This window comes from Streptomyces sp. NPDC045955 (assembly GCF_056430805.1).
The window spans coordinates 128,805-145,914 of record NZ_JBWKKY010000013.1 but is presented as its reverse complement, the minus strand read 5'-3'; the positions used below and the strand labels follow the sequence as shown (position 1 = coordinate 145,914).

The window sequence follows — 17,110 nt, the reverse complement described above, 5'->3', positions numbered from 1 at the left end:
GGAGAGCGCAGTGACAGCGATGAACGGGGTCGCGACCCTTCCCGAGAGCGGGTTCGACGTGCGGTTCAGCCTGTGGCGCCACGGTGACGCGGCGGTGCGGGCCATGCCGAACATGCATCTCGGCGACCGCGTACTCGGCACAGACGTCGCGGACGAGGCGCACCAGATCTATCAGTCCGGCGCGCGGTTCGTGTCCATCGAACCCGTCGTCGACCTCAGCGGGCGACCCGGCACGGAGCATATGATCCCGGTGCTCTCCTTCATCCGCGAACTCACCAGCTACGGCCTGGAGGTGGACTGGCGGGCGCAGCTCGAGCCGGGCGGTCCCGAGTGGTGGGTGTTCAGCCACCTGTTCCCGCCGGCGGTCCTGGAGGGGCCGCGCGGTGACGAGGTGCTGGCCACCTGGAGGGCGAGGTACCACATCGGGCGGTGCTTCCTCCGCCGGGGACCCGGATTCGTGCAGATCCGGGACCGGCGCCACGCCGGCTTGCGCCGGCTCACGATCTCGGACGGTCCCCTTGTTGACGCGATCGAGTCGTTGCTGGCTGACCGCGGAGCGGACTCCGTGCCGGACCAGGCGATGTCGGCGTTCGAGAAACAGCACCTGGCCGTCCGGATCGGCGGCGGTGTCTGGTGGGCGCCGTACCGGCTGAGGCGCTGGGCCTTGCCGGCCTGGGAGGTATGACATGTACATCAGCATCGTTATATGGAACTTGGAGAAGTCGGACGCCACGGTCGAAAGTCTCCGCGAGTACCTTCGCGACTACGCGGTGGACGCGTTCTCCACGCTCAAGGGGATGCGGATGAAGACCTGGTTCGCGGACGCCGAGCGGGGCTACTGGGGGGCCGTGTACCTCTGGGACGGTGCGAAGGTGGGGAATCCGCTGTCGGTGAGCCGGGCGATCGAACTCATCGGCTACCCGCCGACGTCCACGAGCGTCTTCGCGGTCGAGGCGATCGCGGAAGGCATCAGCGCCATCGAGTCGTTCAAGGGCGTCGGGCGCGCCTTCGAGGAGGTGTCCGCCGCGGACCCCGCCGGTGAATCGGCGTGATTCGACTCGTCAGTGGTGATCGCCGCCGTGTGAGGTGGTCACCACTGACGAACGCTCAACGGTTGGCCGCGAGGTTCCTTTCGATCCTCTCGTGCAGCGCGATCCCGAGAGAGACGGACACGTTGAGAGACTCCGTCGAGCTCATCATGGGGATCGAAACCGAGGCCGAAGACGCCTTCTCGAACAGGTCGGAAGGCCCGCCCTTTTCACTGCCGAACAACAGGGCCAGCCGGTCGGGGCTGTCCCCGAGTTGCTTCACGGAGATGTCGCCGTCCGCCTTGAGCGTCATCAGCTTCATACCGCTGTCCCGGATGAAGTCGATGGCCTCCTCGCGACCGGAGAGAACCACGGGAAGCGAGAAGACGTAACCCCGGCTGGCTCGTTGCAGACGCCGGTCCGCGATGCTGGTGATATCGCTGTCGACCAGGATGATCCCCGACGCTCCGAGCGCGAGCGACGTCCGCACTATCGCCCCGATGTTGCCGACGATCTTCACCCCGTCGAGAACGACGACGTCCCCGCTCCGGCTCGCGATGTCGCTGAACCTGGCCGGGCGAGGGACGCGGGCGATGCCGAACGTCTTGGCCTTCCGCTCCCCCTTGAACAGCTGGTTGACGATCGAGGAGTCGATGAGGCGGACCGGAATGTTCTGCCGCCTGCACAGATCCAGCAACTCAGGCGGAAAAGGACTGCTGTCGCTGCCGTAGACCTCGATGAACTCCACCCCGGCCGCGATGCTGTGCGTCAGCGGCTCGACGTCCTCGATCAACGTCGTCTTTATGTGGGATCGCGACGGCTTGGTGACGTCGATGATCCGCTGCACCGCCGGATCGGACGGATTGTCGATGATGTCCAGATCAGTCATGGTCGTCCTGTTCTTCCCCGTTCGAGGCCGCGCGGTTCACGATAGCAAGATCTCAACTCCCGACATGCCCGAGCCCTAAGGGACTGTAAGGACTTGGCTCCCGGCATTGAGCGACGCTGTTCGCGCCGTCGACTCTGTGTGCTCCCGGGCCGCAGACAAGGGAGTTCCGATGGCCACACAGACCACCCCCGAGCGTGCGCGCACACCGCGCCGCGACGAACGCAGGGTCGTCAGCAACATCGTGCGCGGATCGATCGGCAATCTGATCGAGTGGTACGACTGGTACGCGTACACCGCCTTCAGCGTCTACTTCGCCTCCGTCTTCTTCCCCTCCGGCGATCAGACCGCCCAGCTCCTGAACACCGCCGCGGTGTTCGCCGTCGGGTTCCTGATGCGGCCGATCGGCGGCTGGGTCCTGGGCCGGTACGCCGACCGCCGTGGCCGCCGCGCGGCGCTGACGCTGTCGGTGACGCTCATGGCGGCCGGTTCACTGATCGTCGCGCTGACGCCGTCGTACGGTTCGATCGGGGTCGCCGCGCCGGTACTGCTGGTCACCGCGCGGCTGCTGCAAGGTCTGTCGGTGGGAGGTGAGTACTCGACCTCCGCCACCTACATGTCCGAGGTGGCCTCGCCCGGCCGCCGCGGCTACTACTCCAGCTTCCAGTACGTCACCCTCATCGCCGGCCAGCTGACCGCGCTCGGCCTGCAGATCGTGCTGCAACAGCTGCTCAGCCCCGCGCAGATGGAGTCCTGGGGCTGGCGGGTCGCGTTCGTCGTCGGCGCCGCGGGGGCGGTGGTCGTGCTGTGGCTGCGGCGCGGCATGGACGAGTCCGAGAGCTTCGAGCGTGCCGCGTCGGAAGGCGAGCAGGAGCGCAGCGGCCCGGCCCGCGGCAGCCTGCGGCTGCTGCTGTCCTATCCGCGGCAGTGCCTGGTCGTCGTCGGGCTGACCATGGGCGGCACGCTGTTCTTCTACACGTACACCACCTACCTGCAGAAGTTCATGGTCAACACCAGCGGCATCGGCAAGCCCACGGCGGCCTGGATCAACTTCTTCGCGCTGCTCGTGTTCGTCGTGCTCCAGCCGGTCATGGGCCTGCTCTCCGACCGGGTGGGGCGGCGTCCCCTGCTGATCGCGTTCGGGGTGCTGGGGAGCGTGGTGGTGGTGCCCTCGCTGACCCTGCTGTCGCACACCAGCGACCCCGTGTACGCGTTCCTGCTGATGGTCGGGCCGCTGGCCGTCAGTTCCCTGTACACCTCGATCAGCGCGGTGGTGAAGGCCGAGCTGTTCCCCACCTCGATCCGGGCGCTCGGCGTCGGCCTGCCGTACGCGCTGACCGTGGCCGTGTTCGGCGGCACCGCCGAGTACGTCGCCCTCTGGTTCAAGAACGCCGGACACGAGAACTGGTACTTCTACTACGTCACCGCCTGTGTCCTGATCTCGCTGCTCGTCTACATTCGGATGCGCGAGACCTCCGACGCGTCGCCGCTGGACGAGGACGTTTCCCGGTCTCGCGGCTGACGAGCGGGAAGGAGGCGACCGTGCGGGTGCTGCTGGCCGAGGACGACGACGGTGTGGCGGGCGCGCTGACCGAGGCGCTGTACGACAACGGCCACCTGCCGGCCCGGGTGCGGCGCGGCGAGGACGTGCTCGCCCGCCACCGGCAGACGGACCTGCTGCTGCTCGACCTCGGCCTGCCCGACCTGGACGGCCTGGAGGTGCTGCGCAAGCTGCGCGCGGTCAGTGCCCTGCCGGTGGTGGTGCTCACCGCGCGGGGCGACGAACGGTCGGTGGTGCGTGGTCTGCGGCTCGGCGCCGACGACTACCTGGTCAAGCCCGTCCGGCTGGCCGAGCTGCTGGCCCGTATCGAGGCCGTCACCCGCCGCGCCACGGCACTCGCCGCCCCGGCGCCGCGCATCGTCCGCGTCGGCGACGTCGAGGTCGACCTCGACGCGCGCCGGGTGACGGTCGGCGGCGCTGAGGTGCGGCTGACGCCGAAGGAGTTCGAGGTCCTCGCCGCGCTGGCGGCCCGGGCCGGCACGGCGGTCAGCCGCCAGCAGCTGATGGACGAGGTGTGGGGCGACGCCTTCCTCGCCGTGTCCCGCTCGCTCGACGTGCACCTGACTCAGGTACGGGCCAAGCTCGGCCGCCCCGAGCTGCTGACCACCATCCGCGGCTTCGGCTACCGCTTCGGCGACTAGCCGGTCACGTACGGCAGCCCTGTTCATGCGCACCCGCGTCCTCACCGTGGTCCTGGCCTTCGTGGTCCTCGCCGTGGCCGGCTTCGCCGTCCCGCTGCTGGCCGTCACCGCCGCGCAGCGCACCCAGCAGCTCGTCGCGGCGCGCACCGCCGACCTCGACCGTTTCGCCGGGCTGGCCGAGCAGGCCGCCGAGAGCGACGACACCGGCGCGCTCACGGCCGACGTCCGCCGCTACACCGACATCTACGGCGAGGCCGTCGTGGTCGTCGACGCCCGCCGCGCCCCGCTGGTGCAGACGGGTGGCCTGCGCGCCGCCGACCCGGCCGTCGCCCGGCTCGTCGACGCGGCGCTGCGCAACCAGCCCGTCTCGTCCGGGGGCACGCTGCGGCCCTGGTCCCGGGCCGACCGGCTGCTCGCCCGGCCCGTGGGCACCGGCACCAGGGTGTCCGGCGCTGTGGTGCTGCGGGCCTCGGTGCGGGCCGCTGCGGACGACATCGCCCTGCGGTGGGCGCTGGTGCTGGCCGGCGCCGGGCTGTTCGCCGTGGCCTGTGTGCTGCTCGCCCGCCGGGCCACGCGGTGGGTCGTACGGCCGCTGCACCGCCTCGACCACGCGGTCGGCACCCTGGCCGCCGGCCTGCCGCCCGAGCACGCGCGGGTGGGCGGCCCGCCGGAGCTGCGGCAGCTGGCCACCGGCTTCAACCGCATGGCCGACGCGGTCACCACCGCGCTGGAGCAGCAACGCCGGCTGGTCGCCGACACCTCGCACCAGCTGCGCAACCCCCTGGCCGCCCTGCGGCTGCGTATCGACTCGCTCCAGCCCCATCTGCGCACCTCCGCCAGCCGCACCTACACCGGGGTGACGTCCGAGCTCGAACGCATGGAGCACCTCCTCGACGACCTGCTCACGCTGGCGAACGCCGAGCACCGCGCCGGTGAGCTGGCCGTCACGGACGCGCGGGATGCGGGCTGCGACGCGACGGCGGTCGCCGCGGCCCAGGTCCGGCTGTGGCAGCCGGTGGCCGAACAGGCCGGTGTGCGCCTGGAGTTCGCCCCCGGTCCTGCCGTCCTCATGGCCTGCCCCGAGGGAGAGCTGGCCCAGGTGGCCGACATCCTCCTCGACAACGCGATCAAGTACGCGGGGAGCGGCGCCCGCGTGGCGGCGCGCTGCTTCACCGACGGCGCGGACGCGGTGTTCGAGGTGCGGGACGACGGGCCGGGCCTGAACACCGGCGAACTCCCCCGGGCGGGCACCCGCTTCTGGCGCTCGGAACGCCACCGCGAGGTACGCGGCAGTGGCCTCGGCCTGGCGATCGCCGAGCGGCTGGTGGCCGGTCACGCCGGACACGTGGAGTTCACGGCGGTCGAACCGCACGGTCTGTGCGTCCGGGTCGTCCTCCCGAAGGGGCACACGGCATGACCGGCCCCGCCCGCCCCACGACCCGCCGTACCGTCCTGCGCACCGCACTCGGCGCGGCCGGTGCCGGCCTGCTCGCGGGCTTCGCGGCGGCGGACGCGCGGCGCGCGGACAGCGGCCCGCAGGGAGAGCTGAGGATCGCGACCGGCGAGACCGACGGGTTCTACGCGGCCTTCGGCCGGCTGCTCGCGGCCCAGGTCACGGCCGCCTACCCCCGGCTGTCCTGCGAGGTGGTCCACAGCGAGGGCAGCGTGGCCAACGTACGGCTGCTCCGGGCCCGCCGGGCCGACGTGGCCCTGGCCCTGTCGGACATCGCGTGGGCGGCGCACGGCGGCACCGCGCCGTTCGGCCGCCGCATCCCGCTGAGGGCGATCGGCAGGGTCTACGAGAACTACGTCCAGCTGGCCGTGCGCGCCGAGGCGCCCCTGCACAGCGTGTCCGACCTGGCGGGCCGCACCGTCTCGCTGGGTGCGCCCGCGTCCGGCGGTGCCGTGCTCGGCGACCGTCTGCTGCGCGTCGCGGGCCTGACCCCTGGCGCCGACGTACAGGTCCGGCATCTGCTGATGCCTGAGGCGGCCCGCGCGATGCGGGCCGGCGCGATCGACGCCCTGCTGGTCGCGGGGGGTGTACCGCTCCCCGTGCTGTCGGGGCTCGACACCCGTCCCGGCATCCGTCTGCTGCCGCTGTCCGGCCTGCTGCCCCGGCTGCGCGCCGGCCTCGGCCCGGAGGGGTCGGGCCTGGAGGCGGTGACGGTGCCGGCCGGGGCGTACCGGGGGACCCCCGAGGTGCCCACCATCGGCGTCGCCAACCTGCTGCTGTGCCGCCCCGGCCTCCCCTCCCCCGTCGCCGCCGCCCTCACCCGCGTCCTGGTCCGCCGGGCCACCCGTCTCGTCCCCGCCGCGGCGCTCGGCACCCAGTTCCTCGACGCCCGCAGCCTGATCTCCACCGGCGCCGTCCCCCTGCATCCGGGGGCGGTCGCCGCCTATCGCGAACTGCACGGCTGACGACGCTAGGATCCTGGTCATGGCCCTGACCATGAACGACGTGGACCGGTTCGAGGCAGACAGGCCCCGCCTGGAGGCCATCGCCTACCGGCTCCTCGGTTCCGCGAGCGAGGCCGAGGACGCCGTGCAGGAGACTTTCCTGCGTTGGCAGGCCACCGACGTCGACCGCATCGAGGTCCCCGAGGCCTGGCTGACGAAGGTGCTCACCAACCTGTGTCTCAACCAGCTGACCTCGGCCCGCGCGCGGCGGGAGACCTACGTGGGCCAGTGGCTGCCCGAGCCGGTGCTCGCCGGGGACCCGATGCTCGGCCCGGCCGACACCGCCGAACAGCGTGAATCGCTCTCGTACGCGGTCCTCGCCCTGCTGGAGCGCCTCGCCCCCAACGAGCGGGCGGTGTACGTCCTGCGGGAGGCGTTCGACTACCCGCACCGGGAGATCGCCGAGCTCCTCGACACCACCGAGGCCGCCAGCCAGCAGATCTTCCACCGCGCCAAGAAGCACGTCGCGCAGGGCAGGGCCCGCACCGAGGTCGACGAGGCCGCCGCGCGGCGGATCGTCGACGAGTTCCTCGCGGCCGCCACCAGCGGCCGGACCGAGCCGCTCGGCGGCGCCGGGGACGCCCCCGGGACGGGCCTCCGCCGGCCCGCTCGCACACCGTCTCGGTCATGTGCTGCGTGTCGAGAGTCCTGAAGCGACCCTTCACCTGCACGACTCTCGCCATGCCGGCCCGCTGTCTGCCCGGTCTGCGGCTCGCCGAGGAGCTGCCCGTGACGTGGTGAATCCCCGGGGTGATCAGGTGTCAGTGCGACTCACGGGTCACCTCGGAGCCGCTGGAGCCGACGAGGAAGTCGAGGTCGGCTCCGGTGTCGGCTTGGCGGACGTGGTCGACGTAGAGGCGTTCCCAGCCGCGCCGGGGAGCGGCGAAGCCGGCGAGGGTGGCCTGGTCGGGGGCCCTGCGGGCGAGTTCGGCGTCCGGCACGTCGACGTCGATGCGGCGGGCCTCGACGTCGAGGGTGATGAAGTCCCCCGACCGTACGAGGGCGAGGGGGCCGCCGGCCGCTGCCTCGGGGGCCACGTGCAGGACGACCGTGCCGTACGCGGTGCCGCTCATCCGGCCGTCGCAGACCCGGACCATGTCCCGGACACCCTGTTCCAGCAGCTTCTTGGGCAACGGCATGTTGGCGACCTCGGGCATGCCCGGGTAGCCCTTGGGCCCGCAGCCGCGCAGCACCAGGACGGAGTCGGCGTCGACATCGAGCTCCGGGTCGTCGATACGGGCGCGGAAGTCCTCGATGCTGTCGAAGACGACGGCCCGGCCCCGGTGTCGGAGCAGGTGCGGGGAGGCGGCGGCCGGTTTGACGAGCGCGCCGTCGGGGGCGAGGTTGCCGCGCAGGACGGCGATACCGCCCTCGGCGACCAGCGGCCGGTCGCGGGTGCGGATGACCTCGCCGTCCCAGATCTCGGCGTCGTCGAGGCAGGCGACGAGCGGCCTGCCGGTGACGGTCAGCGCGTCGGGGTCGAGCAGCTCGCGTACCTCGCGCAGCACGGCGAGCAGGCCGCCGGCGCGGTGGAAGTCCTCCATGAGGAAGCGGCCGGCCGGCTGGAGGTCCACCAGGACCGGCACGCGGGAACCGATGCGGTCGAAGTCGTCGAGCGACAAGTCGATGCCCAACCGGCCCGCGATGGCGAGGAGATGGACGACGGCGTTGGTAGAGCCGCCGATGGCGGCCAGCGCGACGATCGCGTTACGGAAGGACGCCTCGGTCAGGAACGTCGCGGGCCGCCGGCCGGCGCCCACCATGTCCACCGCCAGCCGGCCGGTGTGGTGCGCGGCCTCCAGCAGCCGGCTGTCGGGGGCGGGGGTCCCGGCGGTGCCGGGGAGGACCGTGCCGAGCGCCTCCGCCACCAGCGCCATCGTCGAGGCCGTGCCCATCGTGTTGCAGTGGCCACGGCTGCGGATCATCGCCGACTCGGAGCGGGTGAACTCCTCCGGGGTGACCGTGCCCGCGCGGACCTCCTCCGACAGCTGCCACACACCGGTGCCGCAGCCCAGCAGACCACCGCGGAAGGTCCCGTTGAGCATGGGACCGCCGGGGACCACCACCGCGGGCAGGTCCACCGAGGCCGCGGCCATGAGCAGTGACGGGATCGTCTTGTCGCAGCCGCCGAGCAGCACCACGCCGTCGACGGGGTTGGCCCGCAGCATCTCCTCCGTGGCCATCGCCGCCATGTTCCGCCACAGCATGGCGGTGGGCCGCACCTGGGTCTCGCCCAGCGACACCACCGGCAGGTCCAGCGGAATGCCGCCCGCCTCGTACACGCCGTTGCGCACCGAGGCGGCGACCTCGTGGAGATGCGCGTTGCACGGAGTCAGGTCCGAGGCGGTGTTGGCGATGGCGATCTGCGGCCGTCCGGTGAACGCGTCGCCGGGCACGCCGCGCCGCATCCATGCCCGGTGGATGTAGGCGTTGCGGTCCTGTCCCTCGTACCACTGCGCGCTGCGGAGTCTCTCCATGGAGCCCTTCCAATGGACGGTACAGCGGTCTAGATTCCGGAACGTCATGAAGCATAGGCAGACGGTCGACCGCGCGACATGCCCACCGAGCGCCGCCCGGTGATGCGCGCGTTCGTCCTGACCGGGCCCGGCGCGTACGAGGTCCAGGAGCTTCCGGCGCCGGTGGCCGGTCTCGGCGAGGTCGTCGTCGACGTCGAGCGGGTCGGGGTGTGCGGCACGGACGCGGAGTTCTTCACCGGCGCGATGGCCTACCTCCACCAAGGCCACTCCGCCTACCCGATGCGGCCGGGCCACGAGTGGGCCGGGCGGGTGGCGGCGGTCGGTGACGGTGTCGATCCCGCCTGGCTCGGCCGCCGCGTCATGGGCGACACCATGCTCGGCTGCGGCTCCTGCCGCCGCTGCCGGCGCGGCCGCCGGCATGTGTGCGAGCAGCGGCGCGAGGTCGGCATCCGCGGGGGCCAGCCCGGCGCGCTGGCGGAGCAACTCGCCGTACCGGCCTCCTCGTTGCACGCCCTGCCCGACGCCGTCGACGCCGTGCTCGGCGCGCTCGTAGAGCCCGGCGGCAACGCCCTGCGCGCCGCTCGGGCCGCCAAGCCTGCGCCCGGGGACCGCGCCCTGGTCCTGGGGCCGGGGACGATCGGGCTGCTGGTGGCGATGTTCCTGCGCGCGTCCGGTGCCGAGGTGCACCTCCTGGGTACGACCGAGAGCTCCCTCGCCTTCGCCCGCTCCCTGGGTTTCGAGGACGTGTGGACACAGCGGTCGGTACCGGACGTGTCCTTCGACGCGGTGGTCGACGCCTCGAACGCCGCCTCGCTGCCGGGGCTGGCCCTGGAGCTGGTCGAGCCCGGGGGCCGTCTCGTGTACATCGGGCTGGCCGGCGAGCCCAGCGGGATCGACACCCGCACGCTCGTCCTCAAGGACGTGACCGCGACCGGTGTCCTGTCCGCGTCCCCCGGCCTCGACGCCACCATCCGCGCGTACGCCGCCGGAACGGTCGACCCCAGGCCGCTGGTCGCCGCCACCGTGGGACTCGACGCGGTGGGCCCCGTCCTCGCCGGCGAGCGCCCGGCCGGCTTAGGGCCCGGCCCCAAGATCCACGTCGAGCCCTGAGGGTCACCGGCCGGCGGCCGACGCCCTGGGGGCAGGTGTACGCAGGGCCAGCAGGGCGACGTCGTCCTCGTTCTCGGCGGGGCGGACGCGGCGCAGCAGGTGGTCGGTGAAGGAGGGGAGGGGGCGGTGGGCGAGGGCGGCGGCGTGCAGGCGCAGCCGGTTCAGGCCCTCGTCGAGGCTGTGGCCGGGTGCTTCGATCAGACCGTCGGTGTACAGCACGAGGGTGGATCCGGGCGGGAGCAGGGTCGTGGCGTCGGGGCGCGTGCCGTCGGCCCCGGTGCCCAGGAGGATGCCGTGACCGTCGGTGAGGTAGCGCGCCAGGCCGTCGCGGCTGATCAGCAGGGGCGGCGGGTGGCCGGCGTTGGTCCAGGACAGCTGCCACCGGCCGTCGTCGGCCGCCTCGATCCGGGCGAAGATCATCGTGGCCATGTCGACGTCCGTGATGTGCTGGAGCGCCTCGTCGAGCCGTGTGACGATCCGGCTGGGCGATTCGTGCTGGGACCAGGCGTAGGCGCGGAGCATGTTGCGCACCTGGGCCATGCCGGCCGCCGCATCCAGGTCGTGGCCGACGACGTCCCCGACGGCCAGGGCCGTGGATCCGTCGGACATGGGGAAGGCGTCGTACCAGTCGCCGCCGACCTGTGAGGCGTCGGGAGCGGGCAGGTAGCGGACGGTCATCTGCAGGCCCGGGACCCATGGCATCTGGGGCAGCAGATGGTTCTGCATGGTCTCGGCGACCTTGCGCTGACGCTGGTACAGGCGGGCGTTGTCCAGGGCGAGGCCGGCCCGGCGTGCGATGTCCTCGACCAGGGGAAGGTCGGCGAAGGTGAAGGCGACCGGGTCCTCGGCACGGCCGAGCGTCAGGGCCCCCAGGACCGCGCGGGTGCTGCGGATGGGCACGATGGCCGCCGAGTGCATCCCCGTGGCGTCGAACAGCCGGCGTTGCTCGAGCGCGATGCCGGAATCCGGTTCGTGCTGGTAGGTGCCGGGCCCGGCCACCGTGGAGGCCACGCCGCGCAGGGCTCTGGACAGGGGCATCGGGGACGCCTCAGGGACGGGCGGCATGGGACCCTGAAGGTCGTCCCGGCGCACCAGGGTGCCGCCTTCGGCGTGGACGACCTCGGTACGCCAGACTTCGTCGTGCTCGGTGATCAGATCGATGACCACCCAGTCCGCCAGCCTGGGCACGACCAGGGTCACCAGGCGTTCCAGCGCCTCGTCGACGTCGAGCGTGGAGGTCAGCCGCGTGGTGGCGTCGGCCAGCAGGGCCAGTCGTTCCAGCTCCCGCAAGGGCCCGGCCGTCGGGTCCGGCCGAGGGCCGGTTTCCGGGGTGTGTCCGACGGTGTGGAAGAGCACGAGCGTGCCGGCTGTGCCCTCGCCGATGTCGTACGGGGTGAGCAGCCAGGCGATGGGCAGCACGGAGCCGTCTCCGCGGGCGAAGTAGTCCTCCTCGGCCTGGGCGGTCCGTCCGGCGTGGAAGGCCTGCCGCATCGCGCACCGGGTCCTGGGCAGCGGCTGCCCGTGCGCGTCGCGGTGCAGCAGGTCGTGCGCGTCGTGCCCGAGCAGGTCCTCGGTGGTGCGGGCGAGCAGGTCCCGGGCGCGGCTGTTGACCGCGAGGATGCGGCCCTCCTCGTCCACGACGTAGGCCCCCGTTCCGATGGCCTCAAGTCCTCGCGTCACCGAGGCGTCGAGTACGGCCACGGGCTGCCGCGTCGCAGTCTCCGTACGCTCCGGCCCTGCCATGTCGTCGCCTCCTCGCTGATCAGCCGCGCCTGCCGGCTGTCGGCTCGTCCCCTGAGGGATGCCCTCCGGCGTTCCCCGTGTGCCCCGTGGCGGCGAAACCAGCCCCCGTGTGGCTCTGCCGCTCGGGGCAGACAGGTAACGCCTGGGGTTGCCCTGGTATGCGTGGTCCGCACCCGGGTAAACGCAGGGCGACAGAGCCGCCCCGCTGGGGCGAACACAACGAAAGAGCCTCCGTATGGTCCTCCCGCTTGGGAAGCAGGCGGCAGATCGGCCGGGCGCGGACGAGCACGCCACGCTGCGCTTCGGCGCGGTCTGGGCGGACGGCGCGGCCAGCGCCGTCGACGCGCGTCTGGCCCTGCGCGCCTTCCTCGCCCACGGCCCGCACACCGCCCTCGCCCCGGTTCCGGCCTCTATGGCCATGGATGCCGAACTCGTCGTCAGCGAACTGGTCACCAACGCCATCCGGCATGCTCCCGGGCCCTGCGAGCTGATCCTGCGGCTGTTCCGGGGAAGGCTGGCGATCACCGTGCGGGACACCTCGGCGGAGCAGCCCGCGGTGCAGAAGGGTGACCGGTTCCGCGTCGGCGGCCATGGGCTGAGGCTGGTGCACACGGTCAGCGACCGGGTCGCCGTGGCAAACCGCGCGAGGGGAAAGCAGATCACGGCCTACCTGCGGCTGGCCCCGAACGACCAGGTGGGCGCGGGTGCCGGGCAGGCCGTGGTGGCCGCCGGCTGAGCCGGGTCCCCGTACGCGGCCGGCGCCGTTTCCGTGCTCGGCCGGCGCTTCGCGTAATCAGCTCTGCCGTGCGTGTACGGGGCTGTTGGCGACGTCCTCCGGGCACTTCCCGTGCTGCTGCCGTGTCCGCCGGTCGCGCCTGAGGTCGGACGCGGCGAGGGCCAGAGAGGCCAGCATGCCGAAAAGGGCGGCGCCCAGTGCGGTGGCGAGGGCGCCGCGGTAGTCGTCGCCGCTGCCGAGCACCACGTAGAAGAGGCCGGGCAGGGCTGCGGTGCCCACCGCGGCGCCGAGCCGCTGCCCGGTCTGGAGGGCGCCGCCCGCCGCGCCCGCCATCCGCACGGGCACGTCGCGCAGCGTCATGGTGATGTTCGGTGAGATCACGCAGCCGCTGCCGACGCCGCCGAGGAACAGCACCGGGGCGGCGACCCAGGGCGCGATGCCGAGGGGCGCGAAGCGCAGCAGGAGCGCGGTGCCGCCCAGGCCGGCGATCACGGCCGTGAGGCCGCCCACGGTGAGCATGCGGCCGAGCCGGTCGACCAGCCGGCCGGCGACCGCGGCCCCGCAGGCCGAGCCGAGGGCGAACGGCGTCACGGCGAGGCCGGACCGGAGCGGCGAGAAGCCCAGGCCGTCCTGGTAGAAGAGCGCGAAGACCAGCCAGACACCGCTGAAGCCGATGAAGTAGAGCGTGCCGACGCCGGCGCCGACGGCGTAGCCGCGCACGGTGGTGAACAAGCGCGGATCGAGCAGTGGCTGGACGTCCCGCTCGACGAGGCGGCGCTGCCACCGGGTGAAGCCGAAGAGGATCGCGGCACCCGCGGGGAACATCCACCACAGCCGGCCGAGTCCGCCGGAGCCCGCCTGGACGAGCGGATACATCAGCGCGAGGACGCCGAGGCCGAGGAGCAGGACGCCGGGCAGGTCCACGTGCTGCCGGCCGGACCGCCGGGTGCGGGGCAGCAGCCGGCGGCCGAGGAGGACGGCGAGGATCCCGATGGGCACGTTGACGTAGAAGATCCACCGCCAGCCCTGGTCGCCGGAGGCCAGGGCGAGGATCAGGCCGCCGGCGAGCGGGCCGACGGCGGAGGAGATGCCGACGGTGGCGCCGAAGAGGCCGAAGGCACGGCCGCGTTCGGCGCCGCGGAACATCTGCTGGATGAGCGCGGAGTTCTGGGGCGCCATGAAACCGGCCGCCAGGCCCTGGGCGAGGCGGGCAACCACCAGCAGCGTGATGCTGGGGGCCGCCCCGCAGGCCATGCTGAAGAGCACGAAGCCGCTGAGGGCCAGCAGGAAGATGCGGCGCCGGTCCAGCGCGTCTCCGAGACGGCCGGCGGTGACGAGGGCGAGAGCGAAGGTGAGGGCGTATCCGGACACCACCCACTGCACCTGCGCGGGCGAGGCGTCCAGGCCGCGCTGGACGGAGGGCAGGGCGACCGCCACGATCGAGACGTCCAGCAGGCTCATGAAGCCGGCCACCAGGGTGACCCACAGGGCCCGCCACCGGCGCGGATCCGGTTCGTATCCGGCCTCCTGCGCGCCCTGGTTCCGGTCGCCCGCGGCTGACGCTGTCACATCGGGCTCCTCTCACCGTGTGCGCACCGGCGAACCAAGTTCCCCCTCCGGGACACGGACACACCACGGCAGGTCAGCGGCATGGGTCTCACCGAAGGCACCCGGCCGTCACCCGGAGTGATCATCCGGGTGACGCGCGAAGGGGCTCGTTTGAGCACGCGAGATCTGTGCAGGCGTTGTGGTTGGGATGGACGACCGGCGAAAGGAACGACGTGATGGCGGCGCCCGACAACGACGAGTCGGTGGACCACGCAGCCGTGAGACGACACCGGGCGCTGTTCCGGGCGATCGAGAAGCGACGCCACCCGAAGCTGCGCCGCAGCGACATCACCGTGACCGACGAGGCGGCGGTCAAGCGCGCCACGAAGGCGGCCGCCCTCGGCAACGCGATGGAGTGGTACGACTTCGGCATCTACAGCTATCTGGCCTCGACCATAGGGAAGGTGTTCTTCCCGTCCGGGAACGACACCGCGCAGCTGCTCAGCTCCTTCGCGACGTTCGCGGTGGCCTTCCTCGTGCGTCCGCTCGGCGGCATGGTGTTCGGGCCGCTCGGCGACAAGGTCGGCCGTAAGCGCATCCTCTCCCTCACCATGATCATGATGGCGGTGGGGACCTTCGCCATCGGCCTCGTCCCCTCGCACGCCGTCATCGGTCTGTGGGCCCCGGCCCTGCTGATCTTCTTCCGGCTGGTGCAGGGCTTCTCGACCGGCGGGGAGTACGGGGGCGCCTCGACGTTCATCGCGGAGTACGCGCCCGACAAGCGGCGCGGCTTCTTCGGCAGCTTCCTGGAGCTGGGCACCCTCGCCGGCTACGTCGGGGCCTCCGGCCTCGTCGTCGTCCTCCAGATGGTCCTCAGCGCCGACCAGATGCTGGCGTGGGGCTGGCGCATCCCCTTCCTGGTCGCGGCCCCGCTCGGCTTCATCGGCCTGTATCTGCGGCTGAAGCTGGACGAGACGCCCGCCTTCCAGAAGCTGGAGGGCGGCCAGGTCAAGGCGAGCGAGGCCGCCGACTCCGTGGAGACCTCGGCCGCGGCCGACCTCGGCAAGATCTTCACCCGGTACTGGCGGCCGCTGCTGCTGTGCCTCGCGCTGGTCGCGGCGTACAACATCACCGACTACATGCTGCTGTCGTACATGCCGACGTATCTGTCCGACGAGCTGGGCTACGGGACCAACCACGGGCTGCTGATCCTGCTGCTCGTGATGGTGCTCCAGATGTGCGTCATCAACCAGGTCGGGCGGCTGTCGGACCGCTTCGGGCGCCGGCCGCTGCTGATGGCGGGGATGCTCGGGTTCCTCTGCCTGTCCCTGCCGTCCTTCCTGCTCATCCGGCAGGGCAGTGTCGTCCTGATCGCCCTGGGACTGCTGCTGTTGGGGCTCTCCCTGGTGACGATGCTCGGCACGATGTCGGCGGCGCTCCCGGCGATCTTCCCCACCCATGTGCGGTACGGCTCCCTCTCGGTCGCCTACAACCTGGCCACGTCGATCTTCGGCGGCACGACTCCCCTGGTGATCACCGCCCTGATCAGTGCCTTCGACTCGACCCTCATGCCGGCCTACTACTCCACGGGTGCCGCGGTCATCGGCGTCATCGCCGTGCTGTGCATGAAGGAGACCGCCAACAAGCCCCTGGCCGGCTCCCCGCCGTCGGTGGAGACGGAGGCGGAGGCCGCGAAGATCGTCGAGGAACAGGCCCCTCGGCCCAGGTTCTGACCTCCCGTCGGACGACCGCGGTTCTTCGCGTCACAGGCCCGGGGCAGCGACGGCGGTCGTACCGTCCCGCCGCTGCCCCGGGCGCGCATCCCTGCTGTCCAGTGCCGATGCCCTCCAGGCTAGGTCGTGTCCGCAAAGTCCCGTCGTCCGCCTGGAGGGCGGGCCCCGCGGCGTCTGGTGCGTGCTCTCGGCGCGCCGGCGGAGTCCCTCCTACTGGATGTACTCGGGGCTTCGTCCGGTACGGCGAGTGGAGGCACCTCCCACGCCCTTGAGGCAGTGGGGGAGCGTGCCAGACGCCGCGGGGAAGGCGGGACTTTGCGGACACAACTGGTACAACTACCACCGACCCCACACCGGAATCAGCGGCCACACCCCAGCCAGCCGCGTCACCAACCTGTCCGGTCGGCACACCTAGAACCTGCGGCCCGTAGTGGAGGCGAAGCCCAGCCAGGTGTGCCGGTTGTTCCACCAGCACCAGCCGACCTTCGGGGCGTTGCGGCGCTCGCGGCCGTCGCGTCCGGTGCCGTTGCTGATCCAGATCGCCGGGGTGCGGGCGTCCAGGCTGCCGTCGGGCTTGCGCAGCCGGGAGCCGATGGTCATGAAGCAGCGGTTGCGCTCCAGGGCGTCCGGCTGCTGGAGCACCCAGTGGATGCCCTCGGTGAGCAGCAGCGGGGTGCGGTCCTCCTTGGTGAGGGCGGGCAGCGCCTCGTCCGGGCTCCAGTTGGCCATGTGGTCACCGCGGTCCAGGCCGGTGACGACGTAGAGCGGGGTGTCGGGCAGTTCGACGGCGCAGGGCGTGAAGGCGTCGACGTCGGGCATGTCGACGACGACGAAGCCCGGTTTGCCGTCGCGGCGCAGCACCGGCGCGAGGGCGGAGGCGGGGGCTCTGTCCGGATGCACGGCCAGCAGGGCACCTTCGCCGTCGGTCTCGGCGGCGAACCCGCGGATCTCGTCGGCGGACAGCCCGGCGGTGTCGTGCACCCCCAGCTCGATCAGCCGCTCGGCCTGCGCGCTCAGGGGCGGGAGTGCGGGGAGGACGGTGGACGGGGCGGGCGTGGTGTCGGGCACGATGCTCCCAGGGTCGGCGACGTGGGCGAACTCCTGTGCAACGCGCCGCTTCACGGAGGCGTTCCCTCCCGTTCACCTCCGTTCCGCCCGTCGCCGGACAGGCCGTGCGTCCGCCCCTCGCG

General features: G+C 72.1%; 14 protein-coding genes and 1 pseudogene. 10 read left to right on the top strand and 5 right to left on the bottom strand.

What is annotated here, in order from left to right:
- The first annotated feature begins 19 nt into the window (after positions 1-19).
- Entirely contained in the window at positions 20-685 is a 666-nt protein-coding gene (locus tag AC07F0_RS26585) for a DUF5825 family protein (protein WP_478982547.1), read from the top strand.
- A gap of 1 nt (position 686) precedes the next feature.
- Positions 687-1,052, top strand: coding sequence for a hypothetical protein (locus AC07F0_RS26580; protein ID WP_478982459.1), 366 nt, complete (start codon positions 687-689; stop codon positions 1,050-1,052).
- A 55-nt stretch (positions 1,053-1,107) separates the two neighbouring features.
- Here the strand turns inward: AC07F0_RS26580 and nshR are convergent, their stop codons facing one another.
- Positions 1,108-1,917: an NshR/TsnR family 23S rRNA methyltransferase gene (gene nshR, locus AC07F0_RS26575; protein ID WP_478982457.1), complete on the bottom strand. Its 810-nt coding sequence runs from the start codon at positions 1,915-1,917 to the stop codon at positions 1,108-1,110.
- Between the two features lie 169 nt (positions 1,918-2,086).
- On the opposite strand from nshR, the gene AC07F0_RS26570 reads away from it, so the two are divergent.
- From AC07F0_RS26570 to AC07F0_RS26550, 5 genes and pseudogenes are all read left to right on the top strand, one after another.
- Complete coding sequence (locus AC07F0_RS26570) at positions 2,087-3,436, top strand: MFS transporter (RefSeq protein WP_478982455.1); 1,350 nt, start codon at positions 2,087-2,089, stop codon at positions 3,434-3,436.
- Between the two features lie 20 nt (positions 3,437-3,456).
- Complete coding sequence (locus tag AC07F0_RS26565; protein WP_478982453.1) at positions 3,457-4,116, top strand: response regulator transcription factor; 660 nt, start codon at positions 3,457-3,459, stop codon at positions 4,114-4,116.
- A 25-nt stretch (positions 4,117-4,141) separates the two neighbouring features.
- Positions 4,142-5,533, top strand: a complete 1,392-nt coding sequence (locus AC07F0_RS26560; RefSeq protein ID WP_478982451.1) for a sensor histidine kinase — start codon at positions 4,142-4,144, stop codon at positions 5,531-5,533.
- The gene (locus tag AC07F0_RS26555) at positions 5,530-6,534 is read left to right on the top strand and encodes a TAXI family TRAP transporter solute-binding subunit (protein ID WP_478982449.1); all 1,005 of its coding nucleotides are present in this window, start codon (positions 5,530-5,532) and stop codon (positions 6,532-6,534) included. The genes AC07F0_RS26560 and AC07F0_RS26555 overlap by 4 nt, the downstream gene beginning before the upstream one ends.
- Positions 6,535-6,553: 19 nt before the next feature.
- Positions 6,554-7,138, top strand: a pseudogene (locus tag AC07F0_RS26550) (sigma-70 family RNA polymerase sigma factor); the annotation flags it as partial.
- Positions 7,139-7,334: 196 nt separating this feature from the next.
- Here the strand turns inward: AC07F0_RS26550 and AC07F0_RS26545 are convergent.
- Positions 7,335-9,050, bottom strand: a complete 1,716-nt coding sequence (locus AC07F0_RS26545) for an IlvD/Edd family dehydratase (RefSeq protein WP_478982447.1) — start codon at positions 9,048-9,050, stop codon at positions 7,335-7,337.
- A 78-nt stretch (positions 9,051-9,128) separates the two neighbouring features.
- On the opposite strand from AC07F0_RS26545, the gene AC07F0_RS26540 reads away from it, so the two are divergent.
- Positions 9,129-10,160 carry a zinc-dependent alcohol dehydrogenase gene (locus AC07F0_RS26540; protein ID WP_478982445.1) on the top strand — a complete coding sequence of 344 codons (1,032 nt, stop codon included), beginning with the start codon at positions 9,129-9,131 and terminating at the stop codon, positions 10,158-10,160.
- 3 nt (positions 10,161-10,163) lie between these two features.
- Here AC07F0_RS26540 and AC07F0_RS26535 read toward each other — a convergent pair whose 3' ends face one another.
- Positions 10,164-11,903, bottom strand: coding sequence for a PP2C family protein-serine/threonine phosphatase (locus AC07F0_RS26535; RefSeq protein WP_478982443.1), 1,740 nt, complete (start codon positions 11,901-11,903; stop codon positions 10,164-10,166).
- Between the two features lie 235 nt (positions 11,904-12,138).
- On the opposite strand from AC07F0_RS26535, the gene AC07F0_RS26530 reads away from it, so the two are divergent.
- Entirely contained in the window at positions 12,139-12,639 is a 501-nt protein-coding gene (locus tag AC07F0_RS26530) for an ATP-binding protein (RefSeq protein ID WP_478982441.1), read from the top strand.
- A gap of 57 nt (positions 12,640-12,696) precedes the next feature.
- Here AC07F0_RS26530 and AC07F0_RS26525 read toward each other — a convergent pair whose 3' ends face one another.
- A complete protein-coding gene (locus AC07F0_RS26525) occupies positions 12,697-14,208 on the bottom strand; it encodes an MFS transporter (protein WP_478982439.1) in 1,512 nt (503 codons plus the stop codon).
- Between the two features lie 215 nt (positions 14,209-14,423).
- On the opposite strand from AC07F0_RS26525, the gene proP reads away from it, so the two are divergent.
- On the top strand, positions 14,424-15,920 hold the full coding sequence (gene proP, locus AC07F0_RS26520) for a glycine betaine/L-proline transporter ProP (protein WP_478982437.1): 1,497 nt from the start codon (positions 14,424-14,426) through the stop codon (positions 15,918-15,920).
- A 411-nt stretch (positions 15,921-16,331) separates the two neighbouring features.
- Here proP and AC07F0_RS26515 read toward each other — a convergent pair whose 3' ends face one another.
- On the bottom strand, positions 16,332-16,988 hold the full coding sequence (locus tag AC07F0_RS26515) for a DUF5701 family protein (protein WP_478982545.1): 657 nt from the start codon (positions 16,986-16,988) through the stop codon (positions 16,332-16,334).
- Between the last annotated feature and the right edge of the window lie 122 nt (positions 16,989-17,110).

Excerpts from the sequence above, each read along its gene's own strand:
- AC07F0_RS26585 (WP_478982547.1), top strand. The coding sequence starts at position 20 with ATGAACGGGGTCGCGACCCTTCCCGAGAGCGGGTTCGACGTGCGGTTC.
- AC07F0_RS26580 (WP_478982459.1), top strand. The coding sequence starts at position 687 with ATGTACATCAGCATCGTTATATGGAACTTGGAGAAGTCGGACGCCACG.
- nshR (WP_478982457.1), bottom strand. The coding sequence starts at position 1,917 with ATGACTGATCTGGACATCATCGACAATCCGTCCGATCCGGCGGTGCAG.
- AC07F0_RS26570 (WP_478982455.1), top strand. The coding sequence starts at position 2,087 with ATGGCCACACAGACCACCCCCGAGCGTGCGCGCACACCGCGCCGCGAC.
- AC07F0_RS26560 (WP_478982451.1), top strand. The coding sequence starts at position 4,142 with ATGCGCACCCGCGTCCTCACCGTGGTCCTGGCCTTCGTGGTCCTCGCC.
- AC07F0_RS26555 (WP_478982449.1), top strand. The coding sequence starts at position 5,530 with ATGACCGGCCCCGCCCGCCCCACGACCCGCCGTACCGTCCTGCGCACC.
- AC07F0_RS26545 (WP_478982447.1), bottom strand. The coding sequence starts at position 9,050 with ATGGAGAGACTCCGCAGCGCGCAGTGGTACGAGGGACAGGACCGCAAC.
- AC07F0_RS26540 (WP_478982445.1), top strand. The coding sequence starts at position 9,129 with ATGCCCACCGAGCGCCGCCCGGTGATGCGCGCGTTCGTCCTGACCGGG.
- AC07F0_RS26535 (WP_478982443.1), bottom strand. The coding sequence starts at position 11,903 with ATGGCAGGGCCGGAGCGTACGGAGACTGCGACGCGGCAGCCCGTGGCC.
- AC07F0_RS26530 (WP_478982441.1), top strand. The coding sequence starts at position 12,139 with ATGGTCCTCCCGCTTGGGAAGCAGGCGGCAGATCGGCCGGGCGCGGAC.
- proP (WP_478982437.1), top strand. The coding sequence starts at position 14,424 with ATGGCGGCGCCCGACAACGACGAGTCGGTGGACCACGCAGCCGTGAGA.